At 41.2% G+C, this 21,805-nt stretch carries 22 protein-coding genes and 2 pseudogenes; 11 read left to right on the top strand and 13 right to left on the bottom strand.

What is annotated here, in order from left to right:
* Positions 1-44: 44 nt before the first annotated feature.
* Both AC4CUZ_RS14475 and dusB read left to right on the top strand, forming a co-directional pair.
* Positions 45-557, top strand: a complete 513-nt coding sequence (locus AC4CUZ_RS14475) for a cytochrome b (RefSeq protein WP_490747860.1) — start codon at positions 45-47, stop codon at positions 555-557.
* A gap of 143 nt (positions 558-700) precedes the next feature.
* On the top strand, positions 701-1,726 hold the full coding sequence (gene dusB, locus AC4CUZ_RS14470; protein ID WP_490747859.1) for a tRNA dihydrouridine synthase DusB: 1,026 nt from the start codon (positions 701-703) through the stop codon (positions 1,724-1,726).
* 40 nt (positions 1,727-1,766) lie between these two features.
* Here the strand turns inward: dusB and AC4CUZ_RS14465 are convergent, their stop codons facing one another.
* Positions 1,767-2,819 (bottom strand): NAD(P)H-dependent flavin oxidoreductase, encoded by a 1,053-nt coding sequence (locus AC4CUZ_RS14465; protein ID WP_490747858.1) that lies wholly within the window; start codon positions 2,817-2,819, stop codon positions 1,767-1,769.
* 206 nt (positions 2,820-3,025) lie between these two features.
* Here AC4CUZ_RS14465 and AC4CUZ_RS14460 point away from each other — a divergent pair, with 206 nt between their 5' ends.
* A complete protein-coding gene (locus tag AC4CUZ_RS14460; protein ID WP_490747857.1) occupies positions 3,026-4,285 on the top strand; it encodes a putative DNA modification/repair radical SAM protein in 1,260 nt (419 codons plus the stop codon).
* 1 nt (position 4,286) lies between these two features.
* Complete coding sequence (locus tag AC4CUZ_RS14455; RefSeq protein WP_490747856.1) at positions 4,287-4,871, top strand: TIGR03915 family putative DNA repair protein; 585 nt, start codon at positions 4,287-4,289, stop codon at positions 4,869-4,871.
* Here the strand turns inward: AC4CUZ_RS14455 and AC4CUZ_RS14450 are convergent.
* Positions 4,809-5,771, bottom strand: a complete 963-nt coding sequence (locus AC4CUZ_RS14450) for an IS30-like element IS18 family transposase (protein ID WP_004691346.1) — start codon at positions 5,769-5,771, stop codon at positions 4,809-4,811. The genes AC4CUZ_RS14455 and AC4CUZ_RS14450 overlap by 63 nt on opposite strands.
* Positions 5,772-5,876: 105 nt before the next feature.
* On the opposite strand from AC4CUZ_RS14450, the pseudogene AC4CUZ_RS14445 reads away from it, so the two are divergent.
* Positions 5,877-6,140 (top strand): annotated as a pseudogene (locus tag AC4CUZ_RS14445) (DUF4130 domain-containing protein); the annotation flags it as partial.
* Positions 6,141-6,430: 290 nt separating this feature from the next.
* Here AC4CUZ_RS14445 and AC4CUZ_RS14440 read toward each other — a convergent pair.
* The 3 genes from AC4CUZ_RS14440 to ahpF all read right to left on the bottom strand — a co-directional run bounded on the left by AC4CUZ_RS14440 (position 6,431) and on the right by ahpF (position 9,337).
* Positions 6,431-7,129, bottom strand: a complete 699-nt coding sequence (locus tag AC4CUZ_RS14440; RefSeq protein ID WP_234951731.1) for a VIT1/CCC1 transporter family protein — start codon at positions 7,127-7,129, stop codon at positions 6,431-6,433.
* 120 nt (positions 7,130-7,249) lie between these two features.
* On the bottom strand, positions 7,250-7,591 hold the full coding sequence (locus AC4CUZ_RS14435; RefSeq protein WP_058869489.1) for a hypothetical protein: 342 nt from the start codon (positions 7,589-7,591) through the stop codon (positions 7,250-7,252).
* 180 nt (positions 7,592-7,771) lie between these two features.
* Positions 7,772-9,337, bottom strand: a complete 1,566-nt coding sequence (gene ahpF / locus AC4CUZ_RS14430; RefSeq protein WP_490747855.1) for an alkyl hydroperoxide reductase subunit F — start codon at positions 9,335-9,337, stop codon at positions 7,772-7,774.
* Between the two features lie 238 nt (positions 9,338-9,575).
* On the opposite strand from ahpF, the gene AC4CUZ_RS14425 reads away from it, so the two are divergent.
* Complete coding sequence (locus AC4CUZ_RS14425; RefSeq protein WP_004693482.1) at positions 9,576-9,794, top strand: DUF1653 domain-containing protein; 219 nt, start codon at positions 9,576-9,578, stop codon at positions 9,792-9,794.
* 30 nt (positions 9,795-9,824) lie between these two features.
* The gene (locus AC4CUZ_RS14420; RefSeq protein WP_078426502.1) at positions 9,825-10,430 is read left to right on the top strand and encodes an O-methyltransferase; all 606 of its coding nucleotides are present in this window, start codon (positions 9,825-9,827) and stop codon (positions 10,428-10,430) included.
* A 25-nt stretch (positions 10,431-10,455) separates the two neighbouring features.
* Here the strand turns inward: AC4CUZ_RS14420 and AC4CUZ_RS14415 are convergent, their stop codons facing one another.
* The gene (locus AC4CUZ_RS14415; RefSeq protein ID WP_004980128.1) at positions 10,456-10,659 is read right to left on the bottom strand and encodes a KTSC domain-containing protein; all 204 of its coding nucleotides are present in this window, start codon (positions 10,657-10,659) and stop codon (positions 10,456-10,458) included.
* A gap of 139 nt (positions 10,660-10,798) precedes the next feature.
* On the bottom strand, positions 10,799-12,229 hold the full coding sequence (locus AC4CUZ_RS14410) for a pyridoxal phosphate-dependent aminotransferase (protein WP_490747854.1): 1,431 nt from the start codon (positions 12,227-12,229) through the stop codon (positions 10,799-10,801).
* Positions 12,230-12,456: 227 nt separating this feature from the next.
* Here AC4CUZ_RS14410 and msrB point away from each other — a divergent pair, with 227 nt between their 5' ends.
* The 3 genes and pseudogenes from msrB to AC4CUZ_RS14395 form a co-directional block, all read left to right on the top strand.
* Positions 12,457-12,876 carry a peptide-methionine (R)-S-oxide reductase MsrB gene (msrB, locus tag AC4CUZ_RS14405; protein WP_005399615.1) on the top strand — a complete coding sequence of 140 codons (420 nt, stop codon included), beginning with the start codon at positions 12,457-12,459 and terminating at the stop codon, positions 12,874-12,876.
* Entirely contained in the window at positions 12,873-13,355 is a 483-nt protein-coding gene (locus tag AC4CUZ_RS14400; protein ID WP_004980122.1) for a glutathione peroxidase, read from the top strand. The genes msrB and AC4CUZ_RS14400 overlap by 4 nt, the downstream gene beginning before the upstream one ends.
* A 21-nt stretch (positions 13,356-13,376) precedes the next feature.
* Positions 13,377-13,622: pseudogene (locus tag AC4CUZ_RS14395) on the top strand (AraC family ligand binding domain-containing protein); the annotation flags it as partial.
* Positions 13,623-13,737: 115 nt separating this feature from the next.
* Here the strand turns inward: AC4CUZ_RS14395 and dapC are convergent.
* The 5 genes from dapC to AC4CUZ_RS14370 form a co-directional block, all read right to left on the bottom strand.
* Positions 13,738-14,907: a succinyldiaminopimelate transaminase gene (gene dapC / locus AC4CUZ_RS14390; RefSeq protein ID WP_490747853.1), complete on the bottom strand. Its 1,170-nt coding sequence runs from the start codon at positions 14,905-14,907 to the stop codon at positions 13,738-13,740.
* A 24-nt stretch (positions 14,908-14,931) separates the two neighbouring features.
* Positions 14,932-17,598: a [protein-PII] uridylyltransferase gene (glnD, locus tag AC4CUZ_RS14385; protein ID WP_159128266.1), complete on the bottom strand. Its 2,667-nt coding sequence runs from the start codon at positions 17,596-17,598 to the stop codon at positions 14,932-14,934.
* Between the two features lie 28 nt (positions 17,599-17,626).
* Positions 17,627-18,841, bottom strand: coding sequence for a formate-dependent phosphoribosylglycinamide formyltransferase (purT, locus tag AC4CUZ_RS14380; protein ID WP_171054205.1), 1,215 nt, complete (start codon positions 18,839-18,841; stop codon positions 17,627-17,629).
* Between the two features lie 233 nt (positions 18,842-19,074).
* Positions 19,075-19,422 carry an L-valine transporter subunit YgaH gene (ygaH, locus tag AC4CUZ_RS14375; protein WP_005399608.1) on the bottom strand — a complete coding sequence of 116 codons (348 nt, stop codon included), beginning with the start codon at positions 19,420-19,422 and terminating at the stop codon, positions 19,075-19,077.
* Complete coding sequence (locus tag AC4CUZ_RS14370; RefSeq protein WP_004980104.1) at positions 19,419-20,171, bottom strand: AzlC family ABC transporter permease; 753 nt, start codon at positions 20,169-20,171, stop codon at positions 19,419-19,421. Before AC4CUZ_RS14370 ends, ygaH begins: the two co-directional genes overlap by 4 nt.
* 101 nt (positions 20,172-20,272) lie before the next feature.
* Here AC4CUZ_RS14370 and AC4CUZ_RS14365 point away from each other — a divergent pair, with 101 nt between their 5' ends.
* The gene (locus AC4CUZ_RS14365) at positions 20,273-20,755 is read left to right on the top strand and encodes a hypothetical protein (RefSeq protein WP_004980102.1); all 483 of its coding nucleotides are present in this window, start codon (positions 20,273-20,275) and stop codon (positions 20,753-20,755) included.
* Between the two features lie 301 nt (positions 20,756-21,056).
* Here AC4CUZ_RS14365 and AC4CUZ_RS14360 read toward each other — a convergent pair whose 3' ends face one another.
* Positions 21,057-21,752: a Crp/Fnr family transcriptional regulator gene (locus AC4CUZ_RS14360; RefSeq protein WP_490747852.1), complete on the bottom strand. Its 696-nt coding sequence runs from the start codon at positions 21,750-21,752 to the stop codon at positions 21,057-21,059.
* Between the last annotated feature and the right edge of the window lie 53 nt (positions 21,753-21,805).

The raw sequence follows: 21,805 nt of genomic DNA, 5'->3' as shown, positions 1-21,805 counted from the left end.
GCACTTGGGATTTGAATCTGCGTATTTAAAACTTAGGAAAAGCGATGAAGAATAACTATCCAAAACCTATAATAATCATGCATTGGATTACCTTTGCTTTAGTTACAATGGTATATCTGACTGCAGGTGATCCCACAATAACAGACTGGAAAGGCCAGATTTATGTTGCAGGTGGGATTTTAATATTTATTTTATTTTTCTTGAGATTGAGTTTTGTTTTTCTGTATAGAAAAAGTATTCCTAAAACTGAAATAATTAATTCTTACCAGATAATGTTATTTAAAACGGTCAGATTTTTCCTTTACTTAAGCTTATGTATTGTTCCAATTGCGGGGTGGATGACATTATCGAGTTTTACTGATAATTTCCACGTTTTATCTTTAAATTTACCGCTTTTGAGTACTGTTTGGGGGAGTGACTATATTGCAGATGCGCATAAATTTTTAGGGAATCTCTTTATTGCGCTCGTGGGTTTGCATGCCTGTGCGGCATTGGTTCACCACTTCATTTTCAAAGATAACGTCTTAAAAAGTATGCTTTTTAAAAAAATGATGTGATTTAGAGGCTATCTGATGGCTGCCTTTTAGATTCGTCTGGCTTTTTTATTATGAGTATTTCATAGTCACATAACACATGATAAAAGATGAGCCGAAAGTGTAGATGCAGTATACTGTGCCAGTCGAAAAAGTGATGAATTCATATGTATATTGGTCCGTATCAACTGTCAAATAATTTGATTGTTGCTCCGATGGCAGGCGTAACTGACCGTCCATTTAGGTCTCTGTGCAAATACTTTGGTGCAGGGCATGCTGTCAGTGAAATGATGACATCAGACCAAACGTTACGGATGAGTAAAAAAAGCTTATATCGTGCTAATTTTGATGGTGAATTGGCGCCTATTTCAGCACAAATTGCGGGATCAGACCCTAAAGATTTGGCTGAAGCTGCACGATATCAGGTCTCAAATGGTGCTCAAATTGTGGACATTAATATGGGGTGTCCTGCCAAGAAAGTCTGTAATAAGCTGGCGGGTTCTGCACTTTTAAAAGATGAAGACTTGGTGGCTCGAATTTTGGATGAAGTTGTGGCTGCAGTTGATGTACCTGTCACACTTAAAACTCGTTTGGGTTTTTTGAATGGTCATGAAAATATCTTACGTGTAGCGAAACGTGCGGAAGAGGCGGGTATTGCCGCGTTGGCGTTGCATGGGCGCACCCGTGAAGACATGTATTTGAATACGGCTCGTTATGATTTGATTAAAGAAGTAAAACAGCTCATTCGTATACCAGTGGTTGCCAATGGGGATATTGATAGTCCAGAAAAAGCCAAATATGTACTCGATTATACCGGTGCAGATGCAATTATGATTGGTCGCGCTGCGCAAGGGCGTCCATGGATTTTTCGTGAGATCGCACATTATTTGGAGACAGGTGAACATTTGGCTGCACCAAGTATTCAAGAAGTAAAAGAAGTTCTACTTGGACATCTTGGCGAATTGTATGCATTTTATGGGGAATACTCTGGCTGCCGAATTGCACGTAAACATATTGCTTGGTACACCAAAGGTTTACGTTCAAGTAATGAGTTTCGTCAGAACATGTACAAAGTGGAAAGTACAACTGAACAATTTAAAGTGGTCGCAGACTACTTTGACCAATTACTTATTCATGGTGAAACCATGAATGACGTACAAGTTGAACAGGTCAATTTATTGGAAACTAAATAAATAAAGCTCCATTTATGGAGCTTTAAGTGAATAATATGACTTAATAGCTGACTTGTTGCATTTCAACCAACAGTTGGTTAATTAAGTCAGGTGCTTCCATGGCACGAATTTGAGAAACATTCGTGCCTGCCCAAAATGCACCAAAACCTTGATCACCTTGTTTAGTCGCTGCGGCATGTAATTGTTTCCCTAGATCATAACAGTATGGGTATGCAGCAACTGCAGGGCGGTTCGGTAGATCAATCTGGGTATGCCAGTGACCCAGTAAGCCGCGAGCAGGGCGACCTGAAATACTGGCACTTATTTGTGTGATGTGCTCATGGAAAAGTGCATGACGGTAGGCATCATTGGCATTTGATGTTTTACATTGTACGAAAGCTGTTCCCAACTGTACCGCACTCGCACCTAGACTTAACATCTGCTGAGCCTGTGTACCATTCATAATGCCACCCGCAGCAATAATCGGGCACTGACAGTGCTGCGTCAGAAGTTGTACAAGGTCGACTGTACGTATTGCACTATCAAAATGTTCATTAAAAATCCCGCGGTGTCCACCTGCTTCTATGCCTTGAGCAATAATAAAATCAATCCCTGCTGCTTCAATGGCCCGTGCTTCTGCTAGGTTGGTTGCAGAAACCATGGTTAAAATGCCAGCATCTTTTAGCGCCTGTATTTGATGCGGATGCGGAATACCAAAGTGGAAACTCACGGCTTTAGGGCGAGTTTCAAGCACGACATTTAAAAAGTCATCATTGTCCAAAAAGCTAGGATAAATACAGTGCAGTTGCGTGGGTGGTTCTGCATCGTATTGTTCAAAATGAGGTCTTACAAAATCAATCCATGTTTGTGCGATAGTTGGATCAAGTTCGACACTTTGATGACAGAAAAAATTAACTTGAAAAGGTTGTTCGGTCAGTGCTTGAGTTTTTAAAATTTGGCTACGTGTGGCTTCTGCGGTGTTTGCGCCTAATCCAAGTGAGCCTAGCCCGCCTTGATTTGAAACCTCCGCTGCAAGCTCTGGTGTAGAAACACCGGCCATCGGTGCAAGGAAGATAGGATGTTTAATTTCAAGACGTTCTAATAATAAAGACATGTACTTGCTCCTTTTACATATAGACACTTTGCCCAAGCACTGCAAAATTGGCAAATAATATTCAGTATTTTCTCGAAAAATATCTAAACCAATCACGTTTATTTTTCGGTTTTTAGCGACAGGCCATGTCGTTGGGTAGGTACGTTGGTAATGCTTTTAGTCTGAAATTTTTTATACTTTTATTTTAGATTTTACCGAGGATCGTCATGACCGATCGTATCCGTGAAAAGCTACAGATTTTAGCTGATGCAGCTAAATATGACGTGTCCTGTTCGTCCAGTGGTAGCAATCGTAAAAACAAAAACCAAGGTTTGGGAAATACAGGAAACGGTATTTGTCATAGTTATACAGAAGATGGTCGCTGTGTTTCATTGCTTAAAATTCTATTTTCAAATGTCTGTATTTTTGATTGTTCCTACTGTGTTTCTAGACGCTCTAACGATGTCAAGCGAGCCGCTTTTACTGTACAAGAAGTGGTGGATTTAACCATCAACTTTTACCGCCGCAATTATATTGAAGGTTTATTTCTCAGTTCAGGTATTTTTAAATCAGCTGATTTCACTATGGAGCGAATGCTGCAAGTGGTGAAAAAGTTACGTCTTGAAGAAAACTTTAATGGTTATATTCACCTAAAAACGATACCTGGTGCTTCCCAAGAGATTATTACCGAGGTGGGCTTATATGTAGACCGCATGAGTATTAACTTGGAAATGCCGACAGAAGTTGGTTTAAAACAGTTTGCACCAGAAAAATCGCATGCAGAAGTACAAAAGGATTTAGGTATTGTACGCGATCGCTTAATTCAGTTGACTGATGAGCGGCGTGTGATTCAGCATGTGCCGAAGTTTGTACCAGCGGGACAAACCACTCAGATGGTGGTGGGCGCACATCAAGAAACAGACAAAGATATTATTTTAATGGCAGATCATCATTACAAAGTGTATCAGCTCAAACGGGTATATTTTTCAGGTTATATCCCAATCAATGAACAGGAAAAAATGCTTCCTGTTGTAGGTTCTGCACCGCCATTATTAAGAGAAAATCGGCTGTACCAATCGGATTGGCTCATGCGTTTCTATGGTTTTGATGCGCAGGAAATTGTGAATGATCAGCATCCGAATTTAGATTTGGACATCGACCCGAAGCTAAGTTGGGCACTACGTAACCCTGAGCATTTTCCTGTTGATATTCAACATGCAGACTATCGTATGATTTTACGTGTTCCGGGGATAGGTGTTCAATCGGCTAAAAAAATTGTGCAAGCTCGTCGTTTTGGGCAGATTTATATCGATCAACTAAAGCGTATGGGCATTGCTTACAATCGGGCACAGCATTTTATTCGCTGTGCAGATACGCCAAAGTTTAAAAAAGAACAACAAGCGAACCAGATTCGGCAGCACATTTTGCAATCGGGGCAATCTAAATATCAAAAACAGCTTTCACCTCAACTGGGCTTTGGTTTTTAGTATGTCGATATATTGCTTTGATCAAAGCATGACTGGGTTGCTGAGTTGTGTGTATAGGAGCTTTCAGTTTAAAGATTTTGACGTCAAGCTTGCATCTAACAATTCCCAAGCCAGCTTGTTTGATGAGTGTATTGAGGTTGCTTCAAATGATGAACACGCAGAGCGAGTTTGGCGGGGATTAAAACAAAAAATCACAGCTGAGAGTCTGCGATCTTTTTATTATTGCTTTCTGTCTGAGCAGGAACAGGCACATCAACATCTTTTTAATTTCTGTATCTATGTGTTTAAAAATACACATGCGGTAAATCATAACTATGCGCATACGGATGTATTGGCTGTTTCGCAGTGGGCCAAACAAGTGGGCAGGGAAAAGCATCGTATGGAAGCTTTTGTCCGCTTTAAAAAATGTCAGGATGGATTGTTTCTAAGTTTGGTACAGCCAGATTTTAATGTTTTACCACTGATAGAACGGCATTTTAGAAACCGATATCAAGACCAAAGATGGTTGATTTATGAGGCGGATTCAAGCGGCAAGTGCAACAGTATAAAAACCAGCCATAACTTCACTCGGTGTATACCAACCTAGTGTTTTTCTAGGACGATGGTTGAGTGCAAATTCTATCTGCTCTATTTGTTCGTTTGACACGCCATCAAACGATGATGATTTTGGCAGATATTGACGGATTAAACCATTCGTATTTTCATTTCTAGCTCGCTGAATAGACTTGTAAGGATCAGCAAAATACGTCTCTATGCCAGCATCAGTAATTCTTTTGTGTTCGGAAAATTCTTTGCCATTATCAAATGTCACACTATAAGCATGGCTCATTTGTAAACGATCTAATGCACAAGTAATCGTTTGAGAGGATGCTCTTGTTGGCCCTAAATGAACAATATGTACATACAGGCTCTTTCGATCAACGAGAGTCAATAAAGCACCTTTATGATGTTTACCAATCACCGTGTCACCTTCGAAATCTCCTAAACGTTGTCGTTGATCAATGACCTGGTGTCGGCAGTGAATACTTGTTTTATCAATGATTTGACCCCTACGATCCGTGTTTTTGTAACCGCGTTTTCGATATTTCTTCTGATGCCTTAAATGTAGATGAAGTTTACCGCCTTTTGATTTATCTTGATAAATGTACTGGTAAATCCACTCATGTGAAGGTACATCCAGCCAACCGCGTTGTGTTAAAGCACCTGAAATTTGTTCGGGTGACCAGTCCAAACCAATCAAATAATCAATATAAGCGAAGGCAAATGCTGTCATTGATGATGAAGGACGGTACCGTCTTTGACTTGCAAATTTAGCTGCCTGTTGAGCTCTATATCCACGTTGCCCAGTATTTCTTTTTAATTCACGGTAGATGGTTGATCGTGAACGTCCTAATTCCCGAGCAAGGGTAGCGATTGAACTTTTACTTTTCAAAGTAGCATAAATTTCGTATCTTTCATCTTGAGAAAGTTGGGTGTATTTCTTCATTGTGTGCTTTCCAATTACGAGTTGAAAAAGTCTAATGATTCTATGAATACACCTAACTTTTTCAACTAACTACAAATGTGTTGCACTTGGGATTTGAATCTGCGTGATGAAAGAAGAAATTTTGGAATTTATTATGATTTGACAGCTGTGCATCAGGTGAAGATGGATGTGGATCAAATTGATCATGCACACAAAGTCGGACACAGCCAGTCCTTTAGTGTTGAATTAGATGATGATGAGCTGCTGTATGACCAGTTATGGAAAGATTATTTTAAAAGTATCAACATCGAGGCAAGAAAAAATATCAAAATACATGTGCAATATGTTCCTAAACGCTACTGGCGTTATATGAATGAAAAAACAATCTAGCGAGATGTAAGCAGGGAGGAGTTGGTTCATCATTTCTATGACGTTTTGGGCTGCTATGATGAAGAAGAACAGACGTTAAACAATTCATACTAATTCGAGGCTAAGCTTTCTCACCTGTAGACTTGAAGCGCAACCGTCAGTAATGGTGCATCTGAGTAGTGGCTCAGAGAAAAATGTGCAAGCTTAAAGTTGATGATGAATGATGCTTCAAATAGTAAAAAGCCCATTCAATCCATGGGCTTTTTACATTTTTAATAGGTAGATTGTTAACGCTTATCGTGTTGTTGACGTTAAACATGCACATTAAATAGTGAACCAATCCAACTGGCAAACAGCATCGCAAAAATCCCCCATAGCGTCACACGAAATGCGCCTGTCCACATAGATGTCCCAGAAAAATAGCTTGATAAAGCCCCTAAACCGAGTAAAGACAGTACGCCTGTAAGGGCAACTGACTGAGTCAGATAGCCTTGAGGGCTTAAGAGAATGGCCAGCATGGGAAACAGAGCGCCCAGTGAAAAGGCGAGGGCAGAAGAGCCCGCGGCTTCAAGTGGTTTAGCACTGGTATTTTCATGGATGCCTATTTCATCACGTGCATGTGCAGACAGTGCATCATGTGCGCTGAGTTGCACCGCGACTTCATGTGCTAGCTCGGGTTCTAGTCCGCGTTGTATATAAATTTGAGTCAGTTCTTTAAGTTCTAAATGCGGGTTTTTATCTAATTCTCGGGCTTCATGTTTTAAGTCAGCTTCTTCAATATCTGATTGAGACTTCACCGAAATATACTCACCCGCAGCCATAGAGCTCGCACCTGAAATGAGCCCTGCAATACACGTGATGAGTAAGGTATGGCTGGTTGCGCCACTGGCCGCCATCCCCATAATCAAACTGGTCACTGAAATGATGCCGTCATTGGCACCCAATACCGCTGCACGTAGCCAACCAGTACGATGAATTAAATGAGGTTCAATATGGTGAGAATAGGACATGACGATAGATCATCCTCAAAGTTTTAAAGTTATGATTTATTTAATAATGCAAGTTTCATCTACTATAGCATAGCCCATAAAAAAGCCTCCGAGTGGGAGGCTTTTTTAAGCTTAGAAATATTATTGCGCTTTTTCTTTTACATCAGCAGCGCCTTGTTCTACTGCACCAGCAACATGAGCTGTTGCTTCTTTAGAGGCATTTTTAACATCTTCAGCAGCAGCTTCTGTTTTCGCAGCAGCTTCGTCAGCGGCAGCACCAATTTTTGCAGATGCTTCATCTGCAGCTTTTTGAGTGTCAGATACGGCTTCACTTGCAGCTTTGTTAATGTCATGACCTGCTTGTTCAGCAGCATTTTCAAGGTGTTCACCTGTCGTTGCACCTGTTTCAGGTGCTTTTTCTTTTGAACAACCCACTAAAACAACAGCAGCAGCAAGACCTAAAGCAATAAGTAATTTATTCATTTTCATATCCTTTTCGTTTTATACCCAAAAGTAGGGGTTGGGCAAAATATAATCTAATTTGAATGTAAAGCAGACTACATTATTGTTAAAAAAATGTAATTTTTTATAAAAAACAGCGTGATAAAAAGGCTTATAAGCTGAGTTGCCTATAAGCCTTTAGCAGAGAAGCGTCTGAGAGGATTACACGCCAGAACGAATAATATAATCAAAAGCAGACAGAGCGGCTTTCGCGCCTTCACCTGTGGCAATGATGATTTGCTTGTAAGGTACTGTCGTACAGTCACCTGCGGCAAATACACCTTTGACATTGGTTTCGTTGCGATCGTTAATCACAATCTCACCACGGTTTGAAAGCTCAACTGCTGTTTCTTTGAGAAAATCAGTGTTTGGCAATAAACCAATTTGCACAAAGATCCCTGCAAGCTCTACCGTATGTTCTACATCAGTTGCACGATCTTTATATTTCAATGCTGTCACTTGCTTACCATCACCCACAACTTCAGTCGAGAGTGCATTTAGGATCACTGTGGTATTAGGTAAGCTATGCAATTTGTCTTGCAACACTTGGTCAGCACGTAATTTGCTATCAAACTCAACCAAATTCACATGTTCAACAATCCCCGCAAGATCAATCGCAGCTTCGACACCTGAGTTACCTCCGCCAATTACGGCAACACGTTTGCCTTTAAACAGTGGGCCATCACAGTGTGGACAGTAAGCAACACCACGAGTACGGTATTCTGCTTCGCCCGGCACATTCATTTCTCTCCAACGTGCGCCTGTTGAAAGAATTACTGTTTTAGATTCAAGCTTCGCACCATTTTCTAAAGTGACTTCAACCAAGCCATTCGCTGTCTCATCTGCACCTTTGATGTTAGAAACACGTTGTAAGTTCATGATGTCCACACCGTACTCACGTACATGTGCTTCCATTTCAGCAGCAAACTTCGGCCCTTGAGTCTTTTGAATCGAGGTATAGTTTTCAATGTCCATGGTATCCATGACTTGACCACCCATACGTTCAGCCACAATCCCGGTTTTAATGCCTTTACGTGCGGCATAAATGGCAGAGGTATTTCCCGCAGGACCACCACCAACCACTAAAACATCAAAAGCCTCTTTGGCATTGAGTTTTTCAGCTTCTTTGGCCGCAGAATTGGTATCCAGTTTGGCAACAATCTCTTCCAAGGTCATACGGCCTTGACCGATATGGTTGTTGTCTTGGAACACCATCGGTACAGCCATGATTTTGCGTTCTTCAACTTCGTCTTGGAAGAATGCACCATCAATCATGGTGGCTGTCGTGCCTGGATTGTAAATGGCAATCAGATTTAAGGCTTGCACCACGTCTGGACAGTTATGACAGCTTAAAGAGACAAATACATCAAAGTCAGACTGGATGCCTAAACCTTTGATTGAAGCTAAAACTTCATCCGATACTTTGGGTGCATAACCTGAGGTCTGTAACAATGCCAAGATCAAAGAGGTAAACTCATGCCCCATCGGTAAACCCGCAAAGAAGACACGTGGCTCTTCACCAGCTTTTGCCACACCGAAGCTGGGTGCACGTGAGTTTTGACCATCAAAACGTGCAGTCACCAGTGGAGACAGTGCTGCAACTTCTTCAACCAATTCTTTGATTTTGTCTGATTTCTCAGAACCGTTCAAAGTCGCAACCAATTCAATCGGACCTTCAAGGCGTTCAAGAAGTGTTTTTAATTGAGCTGAAGTATTTTGATCTAACATGGTTAAGCTCTCCAAAGCAGTCTATAAATTTATTTGATAGAAGAATCATAGAGTAAATCTAAAAATAGATAAAACAGTTTGTTTTTATTTTAGTAATCGGTTTTATAGATTTAAAGATATTTTCTTCAATCATTTCATAAAGCTATATGGGGGATTTAAATGATTTTTCAAGTGATTTACAGTTTAAGCCGTATAAATTAGGTATGATCAAGACAGTTAAAAAATAGGGAAGCAAGTGATGCAATTACAGCGCGGTATCTATCAGCATTATAAAGGGCAACTGTATCAAGTTTTACATGTAGCGACGCATAGTGAAACCGAAGAAAAACTGGTGGTTTATCAGTGTTTATATGGGGATTACTCGATTTGGGTACGTCCACTTGCCATGTTTACTGAAACGGTAATGCTAGAAGATGATCGTGAAGTTGAGCGCTTTAAACTGATTCAAGAAGTATAAACAACGCTAAGTAAAGTAGAGGGGGATTGGATGATGCATGCAGAATTTTTGAGTAAAGTATCGGCCTTATATCATCGCTTTCAAGAACATGACAGTACGCAAGCAGATCGCATTGCGCGCTTTCGCAATATTGAGCCTGAGTCTGCACAGTTTTTGGCGCAACTGGTTCATATTCAACAGCCTAAGCAGATATTAGAAATAGGTACATCAACAGGTTACTCAACCTTATGGTTGGCTTATGCAGCGCAACAAGTTAATGCTCGATTAACCACTTTAGAAATTGATGCTGAGAGAAGTCAACAAGCCGCTGCTCATCTTGCAGATTTCAATTTATCCAATGGCGTTGAGTTTTGGGTGGGTGACGCAGCTGAATATTTGAAGCAGTCACAAGCCATCTTTGATTTTATATTGCTAGATGCTGAGCGTGATGCTTATGTCGACTATTGGTCAGATTTGAAACGACTAATGTGTGTTTCACGCGGAGTTTTGGTGGTTGATAATGTTTTATCGCATGCAGATCAAGTCACGGACTTCATCGCGATTATTCAGCAGGACGAGCAGTTTAACCTGTCTACATTAGCGATTGGTGCGGGCTTGTTGGTGGTGACATGGGATCATGAAAAACAATCAGGATAAATCCTGATTGTTTGAGATTCAAAAATTAATGAATACTTAAGCGCGTAAAGTGCAAATCATATTCTAAATATTTATGAACAAAGGCTGTTTTATTATTACATCGAACTAAGTTGTTATAAATAAATTCAGGCACAGGGTGGTAGAGCTCGCCTGAACCATCGGCATAGAAAATTTTTAAATAGCGTGTGGAAGCGTTGTATTTCCAAGATGTTACCGCAATTGTCCCCATAAGCGACTCCCCATCATGTACATGGAATCACAGCAATGTGGCTGCTTAATTTAAACTTATGCCAAACTTAAAAAGCGAAGTATTACAGTTTTGTAAATAAAAAAACCGTACATAAAGTACGGTTTTTTAAAGTGATCAATTAGCGCATTTTCGCAAGGAAACGACCTACTCGGGTAATGGCTTCACGTAGTTCATTTTCAGCAGGTAAGAACACTACGCGGAAATGATCTGGTGTTGGCCAGTTAAAGCCTGTGCCTTGAACCAGAAGTACTTTTTCCGCACGAAGTAGATCAAGCATCAGTTTTTCATCATCTTGAATTGGATAGATTTCTGGGTCCAATTTCGGGAAGCAATACATTGCACCTTCAGGCTTAACACACGATACGCCTGGAATGTCATTCAACATTTGCCAAGCAATATTACGCTGTTCGTATAAACGACCGCCTGGACGAATTAAATCATTGATTGACTGGTAGCCGCCTAAAGCAGTTTGAATGGCATACTGTGCTTGGTGGTTGGCACACAAACGCATAGAAGCCAGCATATCTAAACCTTCAATATAGTCGACTGCACGCGACTTATCGCCTGTGATGGCCATCCAGCCTGAACGGTAACCCGCAATACGGTATGCTTTAGATAAGCCATTGAAAGAGATACAGAGTTGGTCACCAGCTAATGCAGCGACAGAAACATGTTCAATACCGTCATAAACAATTTTGTCGTAAATTTCATCTGCAAACAAAATCAAATCGTGCTTTTTAGCCAATGCGACGATTTGCTCAAGTACATGGCGTGGATAAACTGCACCTGTTGGGTTGTTTGGATTAATAATCACGATACCGCGGGTACGTGGTGTGATTTTACTCTCCATATCCGGAATATCGGGATACCAAAAGTTTTCTTCATCACATTTATAATGAATAGCTGTACCGCCTGAAAGATTTACCGCAGCCGTCCAAAGGGGATAGTCAGGCATTGGCACGAGCATCTCGTCACCATCATCTAACAAGCCTTGCATCGCCATCACGATCAATTCAGAGACACCATTGCCGATATACACATCATTGACATGCATATCTAAGATGCCTTTTTGCTGATAGTACTGACAGATGGCTTTACGCGCAGGGAAAATCCCTTTTGAGTCAGTATAGCCCACTGCATTTGGCAAGTTTAAAGCCACATCATTAATAATTTCTTGAGGAGCTTCAAAACCAAACGGCGCAGGGTTACCAATGTTGAGTTTGATAATCTTATGGCCGGCTTCTTCCATTTCATTGGCCGCTCGTAACACTGGTCCACGGATGTCGTAGCATACATGCTCGAGCTTAGACGATTTTTTTATTTCGCGTGGGGTTTGGAGAGTGTTCGGCATTTTGATGTTCTCGGAAAGAGTGGAGGTCACTTTTGCATAACGGTATAAATAACTTTTAAATGTTTCAGTTGTCACCAAATCGAGATCATGTTCGTCTCTGAGTAAAGCAACAATTTTTTCATGCGTAAATCCCACCTGTTGATATTGTTTAATCACAGGCAGTAGATGTTTAAAAATAACGCTCTTTTTTTGCGACATTTTTTAATCCTGAGCAAGAATGTCAATAAGACTAACACTAAATTTGCTCACAAAAAAGCATTTAAGAAAATAAATTGCTTCCCGTTTTTGTGAATTGCTTTCTTTTTGCTTTTATTGGAATTATAGGTCTTTTGTAAATTGTGAACTAAACACTAGAAATTTTAAGATGAATCACGTAAATATAGGATTATCCTATTTTAAATAGCAAGATAGAAAGGGACGTAATCATGGGAAAACTCAATAAAACAGACCGAGAATGGCAAAGAGAGTTATCACCTGACGAATTTCGCATTACGCGACAAAAGGGGACGGAGCCAGCTTTTACGGGGAAATATTGGAATACTAAACAAGCCGGCACTTATGTATGCCGTTGCTGTGGTACGCCATTATTTAATTCTGAAAATAAATATGACAGTGGTTGCGGCTGGCCAAGTTTTTATAAGCCACTCAATACGACTGTGATAGAAGAGCATCAAGATACAACACATGGCATGGTGCGTACTGAAATTGTATGTCATCACTGTGATGCTCATTTAGGCCATGTTTTTACAGATGGACCTGAGCCTACAGGTTTACGTTACTGTGTAAACTCGGCTTCATTAGAACTAGAAACACAAGAAAAAAGTGATGAGGATACTTATCCATGACCAACATTTATCAGTTTGAAGCGGAATTGTTAGATGGAAAAAATAAATCCTTTGCTGACTATGAGGGCGAAGTGCTGCTCATCGTCAATACGGCCAGTAAATGTGGTTTTACACCACAATTTGCGGGATTAGAAAAAATTTATGAGCAATATCATGCACAAGGGTTTGAGGTGTTAGGTTTCCCTTGTAATCAGTTTGGGGGGCAAGATCCGGGAAGTAATGAGCAAATAGGAACGTATTGTCAGAAAAACTATGGGGTGACTTTTCCCATGTTTTCCAAAGTTGATGTTAAAGGCCCAGAAGCCCACGCCATATTCCGTTATTTAACCAATAACAGCAAAGGGATTCTCGGCAGCGGTATTAAGTGGAATTTTACAAAATTCTTGATTGGTAAAGATGGCAAAGTAATTAATCGATATGCGCCAACCACCAAGCCTGAAGCGATTCAGGCAGATATTGAAAAAGCATTACAACAATAATCGGTTGATGTGTCGTCAGTGATGAAAGAGCAAGGTACTTCAGTTGAATTTTGGAGTGATCCGCGCATGCCTTATGTGGAAACACGTCGGGCGTGTGCAATTCGTACTTGTTATAAAGCCCATAGTCATCCGACATTTTCAATTGGAGCGGTGGATCAAGGCAACAGTATTTTCACTAGCCACTTTGGTGGAACGCAACAAATAGACGCTGGTACTTTGGTATTGGTTCCTGCATATGTAGAACATGCGTGTAATCCTGTTCCAGACATGCTCATGATATCTGGATGATTAAAAATAAGGGACATATATTAGGCCTCTCATTTTTAGAGTTGATTAAAAGGAAACCTCCGTTATGGGAGGTTTTCTTTTTAGATGAGCTTATTTATAAAATTGCTTTAAGGCGAGCAATGACTTGTTCACACTGTGCAAGATCTGCAACTAGCGCAAGACGCACATGGTTTTCGCCTGGGTTGCCTTGCTCAGTATCGCGTGACAAATAACGTCCAGGAAGCACTTTGACATGTGCTTTTTCCATGAGCATTTTTGCAAAAGTTTCGTCATTATCTACTTTCAACCAGTAGTAAAAGCCTGCATCTGGTTTTTGTAGGGGCAGTATATGGCCTAACTCCTTTTGAAATAAATCAAATTTTGCACGATATTGCACGCGGTTTTCTTCAACATGCGCTTCGTCATCCCATGCTGCAATCGAAGCCAATTGGTGCTGTACAGGCATCGCCGCACCATGATAGGTACGGTATTGTAAATAAGGTTTGAGCAATGCTGCATCACCCGCGACAAAGCCAGAACGCATACCCGGTAAGTTTGAGCGCTTAGACAGTGAGTGGAATACGACACAGTTTTTGTAGTCATCTCGGCCTATTCCAGCACAAACTTCGAGTAGGCCCACAGGTGCAGTATCAAACCAAAGCTCTGAATAGCATTCATCCGATGCAATCACAAAACTATATTGGTCTGACAGTGCGATTAATTTTTTGAATTGTTCTTTTGATAACACCGCACCAGTTGGATTGCCCGGTGTGCAGACAAATAATAGGGCAGTTTTCTCCCAGACTTCAGCAGGTACAGCATCAAAGTCACCGAGATAACCATTTTCTTCGGTGCAATTTACAAAATAAGGTTTTGCCCCAGCAAGTAAGGCTGCACCTTCATAAATTTGATAGAACGGATTAGGCATAACCACATAAGGCGCATCTTCACGATTTACTAATGCTTGAACAAAAGAAAAGATTGCTTCACGGGTGCCAGAAACAGGCAATATATTGTTTTCTGCACTAATCTGATTAAGTTGAAAACGACGGGTTAGCCAGTTTGCAATACTGGTGCGTAACTCGGGTATACCTTTACTGTTTGGGTAGGTCGATAAATGCTGAAAATTATCGATAATGGCTTGTTTCACAAACTCGGGTGCAGGATGCTTAGGCTCACCAATTGATAATGGAATGAGGGGTAAGTCTGCGGGAGTAATATCCTGAAATAGTTTATTCAACTTTTCAAAAGGATAAGGATGTAAAAGGGATAAACTCGAGTTCATGAAACAAAATACCAGTGTGTATTGTTAATGTTGACCACAGACCTGACTAGAGGCTTCATCTAAGGCTGATTTTAGTTGTGCAGCAAAAGTTTCAGCTTCAGTTTCGGTCATGGGTTGACCATCTTTTTTGGTGACAAAGAAAATATCTTCGGCACGCTCACCTAGGGTGGCAATTTTAGCAGAGTGAATATCTAAACCTTGCATCATAAACAACCCGCCTACTTTGGCAAGTAAGCCGGGATGGTCAAGTGTTGCAATTTCGACCATGTTTTGTTGCAGTGCTTCATTCAGCGTAATATCAACGGTGTTTTCAATGTCAAAATGACGCAGCTGACGTGGTATGCGACGTTGCATGAGCCCAGGGTATTTATCTGAATTGGCTAATGCATCTTTTAACGCTGACAGCACTTTGGCTTCACGTTCAGGGTCGGTTAGCAGCGTACCAAAACGGTCAAGCACGACATAAGTGTCTAAGCTAAATGCTTTGGTCGCGGTAATAATACGCGCATCTTGTACGTCCAAATTCATACGATCGAGAATAGCAACCGTTGTTGCAAACAGGTTGGGCTGATCTTGGGTATAAATAAAGATTTGTACCGCATCTTGAGCAAATTTACGCTGTGCACGCATCAAAACCAGCGGTTCAGGGTTGTCACCGTGTTGTAAAATAGCACGTGTGTGCCAAGCAATTTCATCGGCAGATTCTTTGAGGAAATATTCATCCCCCAGTTCTTGCCAGACTTTTTCGACATCATCTAGTGCAAACTCTTCGACCAGTTGTTCGCTGGCAGAAAACTTAGTGTCCTCGATGAGCATTTGATAATCCACAGGACGGCCTAAACCTGAGCGAATCACGTCACGTGCATGGGTATAGAGCTGACGCATGAGAGATGCGCGCCACGTATTCCAAAGTGAAGGATTGGTGGCATTGATATCCGAAACTGTCAACGTATATAGATAATCGAGATGTTCCATGTCGCCCATTTTCTCAGCAAAAGCTTTAACCACATCGGGGTCAGAAATGTCTTTCTTTTGAGAAGTGACGGACATGAGTAAATGGTTTTGGATAAGCCATGCGACAAGGTTGCATTCACGCTCGGTAAAACCATGACTACGACAGAATTCAATCGCATCGGTTGCACCTAGCTCACTATGGTCTCCGCCACGGCCTTTAGCAATATCATGGAAAATGGCAGCCAAATAAACAATGTCACGACGTGCTAGACGTTGGAACACTGAACTGACGACAGGGAAGTCTTTGGCAAACTCAGGTTCTTTGAAACGGTTTAAGTTGCGCAGTAATAATAAAGTATGTGCATCCACTGTATAGATATGGAACAAGTCATACTGCATCAACCCCATAATCTGTCCAAATGCAGGAATATAGTTACCTAAAACGCCATAACGTTTCATTGCTACCATGGTTTCGTATAGACGATGAGGTGAGCGAATGATAGCCATAAAGAGGGCTTGATGCGCTGGATTATCTCTATATTTTTGGTCAATGCGTTTAGCTGCCAAAATTAACAGTCGTAGCGTACGTGCTCGGATGCCAGTAATTTCAGGTCGATTAGCCAATATATAGAAAATTTCTAAAATAGCACTTGGGTTCTCAGAGAAAATCTTGTGGTGTTGAACGGCCAATTTGCCGTCGACCAGTTTAAAATTTTCATTGATTTCTTCAATGTTACGCTCATAGTTCGGCAGGCGTGGGGTAATCACAGATTCATTGAAATAAGCCAACAGCATTTCATTCAGCGTGGTGACTTGTTGCGCGCTTCGATAATAACGCTTCATGAATTGTTCAATCGGATAATTCGGTGATTTACCTTCTTCACGCACATAGCCAAACTTTGCGGCAATGTCACGTTGATAGTCGAACAGTAAACGGTTTTCATCACGTTTAGTGAGGCGGTGTAGGTGATGACGAATTTCCCAGAGGAAGCTTTCGGCTTCTTCTAATACACCTAACTCAAACTCCGAAATGAAGCCTAAATGCACCAAGTCATAAATACGGTTGACGCGGAAATGCCGTTTAGCAATCCAACCAATTTGGTTAATGTCCCGAATGCCACCCGGCGCGTTTTTAATATCGGGTTCTAGATTACTTTCCGTAAAGTTATGCTGTGCATAGCGTTTGGCCTGTTCTTCCATTTTTGCATCATAGAAGGTTTTATCTGTCCATGTTTGCGAAACAATGCGTCGCGGCCATTTGGCTAAGTGTTCATTGCCTGTAATTAAACGGGACTCAATGAGGGCAGTAGCAACAGTTAAGTCGGAGGTTGCTTGTTCAACACAGTTGGCAATGGTACGTACACTAATGCCGGGCTTGAAATTGCCGACATCCCAAAGTGAGGAAATAAAGACAGAAATGAGCTTTTCTTGTTCTTCGCTAAACTCATCCTCAGACAAAATCATGATGTCTACATCTGAGTAAGGTAGCATCTCTCGGCGACCGTAACCACCGACAGCAAATAAACTTAAGTCTGTCTGATCGAGTTTTGCATATTTCCATAGGAAAATAAGCGCTTCATCGGTCATATTTGAACGCGTTAAAATGACATCGCGGATGGATTGGCCATGATCAAAACTTTCTTGTAATTGATTTTCGACATCACTACGCCATTGATTAATCGCTTTGATGTCGTGATTGCTGCTGACATAGTTAAGCAGTGGAGAAGTATTGATCATGAACCGTATCCGTATATTTTAACAACGCTTAATTTTGATGAACGCTAACCAGTCCAGCAGCTTGTACTGCTAGTTCACGCGCTTGGTCAGTTGTTTCAGCACGTGCTGTCGCAACGCCCATACGGCGACGTGTAAAGCCTTCTGGTTTTCCAAAAATGCGCAAATCAGTATTTGGGTTTGCCAAAGCAAGATTTAAGCCAGAAAAAGATAAGTTATTATCATCTACGCCTGCATAGATCACGGCACTCGCAGCAACGCTATGACGTGCTGTATTGACAGGTAGACCCAAAATCGCACGTGCATGTAGTTCAAATTCACTTTGGAACTGAGAGGCAAGCGTCACAAGACCTGTGTCATGTGGGCGTGGTGATACTTCACTAAACCACACTTTATCGCCTTTGACAAAGAGTTCTACACCGAAAATACCACAGCCACCCAATGCGATGGTGACTTTATTGGCAATACGCTTTGCTTCGTCGAGGGCCACTGGCGACATGGCTTGAGGCTGCCAGCTTTCAACATAGTCGCCCGCGTCTTGGCGGTGACCAATTGGGTCGCAGTACGAAGTTTCAATTTCACCTGTTTCTGGGTTTTTTGAACGTACTGTTAATAGCGTAATTTCAAAATCAAAATCAATTTGAGATTCTACAATGACAGTCCCTTGATTTACACGACCACCTGTTTGTGCATATTTCCACGCAGCATCCACTTCTGAAAATTCTTTTACGCGGGATTGGCCTTTACCAGAAGAGGACATGACTGGTTTAACAAAGTTTGGATAACCAATGTCATCACATGCAGCACGGAAAGATTCTAAAGTATCTGCAAAACGGTAAGCCGATGTCGGTAAGCCCAGTTCTTCGGCAGCTAAACGACGGATGCCTTCACGGTTCATGGTTAAATTGACCGCTTTTGCAGAGGGGATGACTGTGGCAATATTTTCTTGTTCGATTTCAACCAATACTTGTGTCGCAATGGCTTCAATTTCGGGAACAATTAAATTCGGCTTAACGTCCTGAATGAGTTGTTTAAGCGCTGTCGCATCTGCCATATTTAAGGTATAGGCATAGTGTGCCACTTGCATTGCAGGAGCATGATCGTAACGGTCAGCAGCATGAACTTCTACACCTAAACGTTGTAAAGAAATCACAACTTCTTTCCCAAGCTCTCCAGAACCCAATAGCAGAACTTTAAATGCTGAAGGCTGAAGTGGAGTACCAATAGTAACGCTCATGTAAATCATCCATGCTTGATTTTATGGGCTTTTAGCATAGCAGAACTCTTAAAAGTCTTCAGGGTTCATTCACATAAATTAATGATATTGTCCAACAATTTTTTTTATAAAGCTGCGCATTCCAAAGTCAAAATTTTCATGCAAAAGGATGCTCAATAAACTTTTCCAATCAAGCTTGAAATGTCTTGCACAGCTGAGCGCTTCAAATAGTAAATCAGATTTTGATGGATGCAAGATATGGGTTAAAAAGGCATAGGAATATAGGTATAAACCAAACCATAGCTCAGTGCTGCGGTGAGTGTAGCGGGGACAATTTGCTTAAACTTGAAATAAAGTCCGGCTAATACGACGAAGCCGACTAACATGGCAAAACTTTTATTGGGTGTATCTAACAGTGGTGGCAAAGTTGCAACCACAAGCATTGAACTAATCGCCGCAATACCAATCGAACCCAATGCAATTTTTAACCATAGAGCACCGCGCTTTTGTGAACCTTGCTGGAACTTTTGAATGACGAAGAATGGGCCAAAGCGTGAAGCAAAATTTGCAATACCCACTACAATGCCGACCAAAATAATTTCGATATTCATGCTTGATCTCCCATATGTTCAGGGTCTGGTTTTTTCAGTACATAGTGCTTAAACAAGCCTGCAAAAATACCCGAACTGATACCAATAAAAATCGCAGCAGATAAGTCAATAAAATAGCAGGCAATGGCAGATACAAGAATGGTCACAGCCACCACAAAAGTGTGTTTCTTTTCAAAAGCTGCCAATAAGAAACTTAAGAACAGTGCTGGTAATAGAAAGTCTAGAGCGGCTTGTAAAAACTGGGGTAAATGACTGACTTGGTCTGCAAACATTCCACCCAGAAAAGAACCTGTAGCCCATGCGAGCCAACTAAACAGGCTTAAACCGAGCATCCAAGACTCAGACCACTCTTGACGGCGTTGTGACAGTTTAATCATACCTGAGGCAAAGACTTCGTCGGTTAGCCCCCATGACCAAATAGCGGTTTTCTTTAAGTTCAGTTTATCTTGAATTAAGTTTTGTAGTGCAGGGCCATAGAGTAAGTGACGAATATCTAAGGCAATCACAGTGAGGGCAGTCATCCAAATAGATGTTCCACTACCCAATAGGGCAACCACTAAAAACTGACTGGCCCCTGCATACATTGAGCAGGATAAAAATAAAGCCTCCCATGCATTAAAGCCAAACTGGGTTGCAGATACACCAAAGGCAAAAGAAACAGGCAGATAGGTAAAGATAATCGCTTGGCTATCCTTAGCCCCTTGCCAAAAGCCAGCAGCTTGTGCAGGAGTGGGATTAAGTTCGGACACAACACACCTTGAAGAAGACTTTATCAATAGGTCAAAATTGATTGTGTATTGTAACTGAATTCACTAGCATAGTGCCCAATTGTTTGTTGAGGCGTTTAACCATGTTGAAGCTCGAATTACGTACTTTAGGGCTGGCTGCTATAATTGTAAGCAGTTTACTTTTGCAAGCTTGTGGGCAGTCAGAGCAAGCTCCTGAACAAAAAGTAGAAATTAAGGCTGCGCCAAAAATTACCAATGACGCGACGGAATATGCCCAGCGTGCTTGGGTGTTTATTAATGAAGTAGATGGCTTGGTATATAACAAGCAACTGGATCAGATTGAAGCTAAAGTCCGTCATCCTGCACGTAAACTCAGTACGGACTGGCGTATTAATGTCAAAATGACAGACTCAGTGACCGAAGGAAAATACGCACTGTGTCGTAAAGCCTTGACCAGCTTAGAAGTGTGGGCACGTGAGACCTTAGACGGTTCTTCGAGTGTTGCACAGAAACAGAGCGATTATGAGCGTGATAAAGCACAATGTCGGGGCGCAATTGATAACCCCAGTTTAGGCAATACTGACCCTAAAAAAGTGGGTGTCTAAGACCGATATAGCATGATTAAAAGCGAGTTTTAAAACTCGCTTTTTTATGGTTGTAGCTTTAATGAATAATATAATAAAAATAGTAAATTATCCCAATGCAGTAAAATATCGGAATTGAGTCGAATTTTGAGGGTTAATTTAAAAAATTTAGCTGTTGCGATGTTTACATTAGCTATCTGTCAAACACAGTGACAGCAGTCTCAAGCCGGGGAGACGAATAGCCAAGACATTAGGCCGTGTAGCAATATTTCTATACATTCCTTCTATGTGAATTGCACTCTTAAGGCGCACACTTGATTGTCTATTCTGAGCTATGTGCAATTGTATGCAGCTTTGCAGGATCTAAAATCTTAATCTTTTTAAACGCAATTGCCAGTATTCCTTGTTTTTCTAAGTTTTGAAGTTCTTGGTTAATCGTTTGGCGTGAACACATCAGCATTTGAGCCAGTTGCTCCTGTGATAAATGAATTTCATCATTGGTAATCGATAGATGGTTGCCATAACCGCTTAAAATAAACAGTAAGCGTTGAGCCAGTCGTTGACTGATATTTTGACTTTGGATTGCGATTAGTTCTAAAAAGGCGAGACGTAACTTCTGCGAAGCAAGCTGTGCAATATGAAACCAAAATTCTGGGGTGGCTTGGATAAATTCCTCAACATCGCGTTTAGGTAGATGGAGCAGGGTGCTTTTTTGAATAGCAATCGCATCGTGCGAACGCGGTTGCTGATCTATTAATGAAATTTCTCCAAACCACATAATCGGTTCAGCAATTGCTGCAACTGCTTCTTTACCTTCAATGTCGACATGACCTAAGCGAATGGCACCATTCAAGACTGCATAGATGCCATCAAATAAATCCCCAGAGCGAAAAACAGCTTGGTCTTTTGCAACGTCAATATATTTGGCATGTTGCACAATATACTGTTGATAGGCTTGTGGTAGTTTGGCGAACCAATTGTTATTGAGTAACTGTTGTTGATGTTGAACTTCCAGCATTCCGCGTCCTTTCGTGATTGATCGAGCAACTTGTCAGGTCGACGACAACTTGA

Source organism: Acinetobacter sp. 789_lipA (assembly GCF_058242845.1).
Note: the sequence above shows the minus strand (reverse complement) of the source record. Positions and strands in the feature narration are given on the sequence as shown.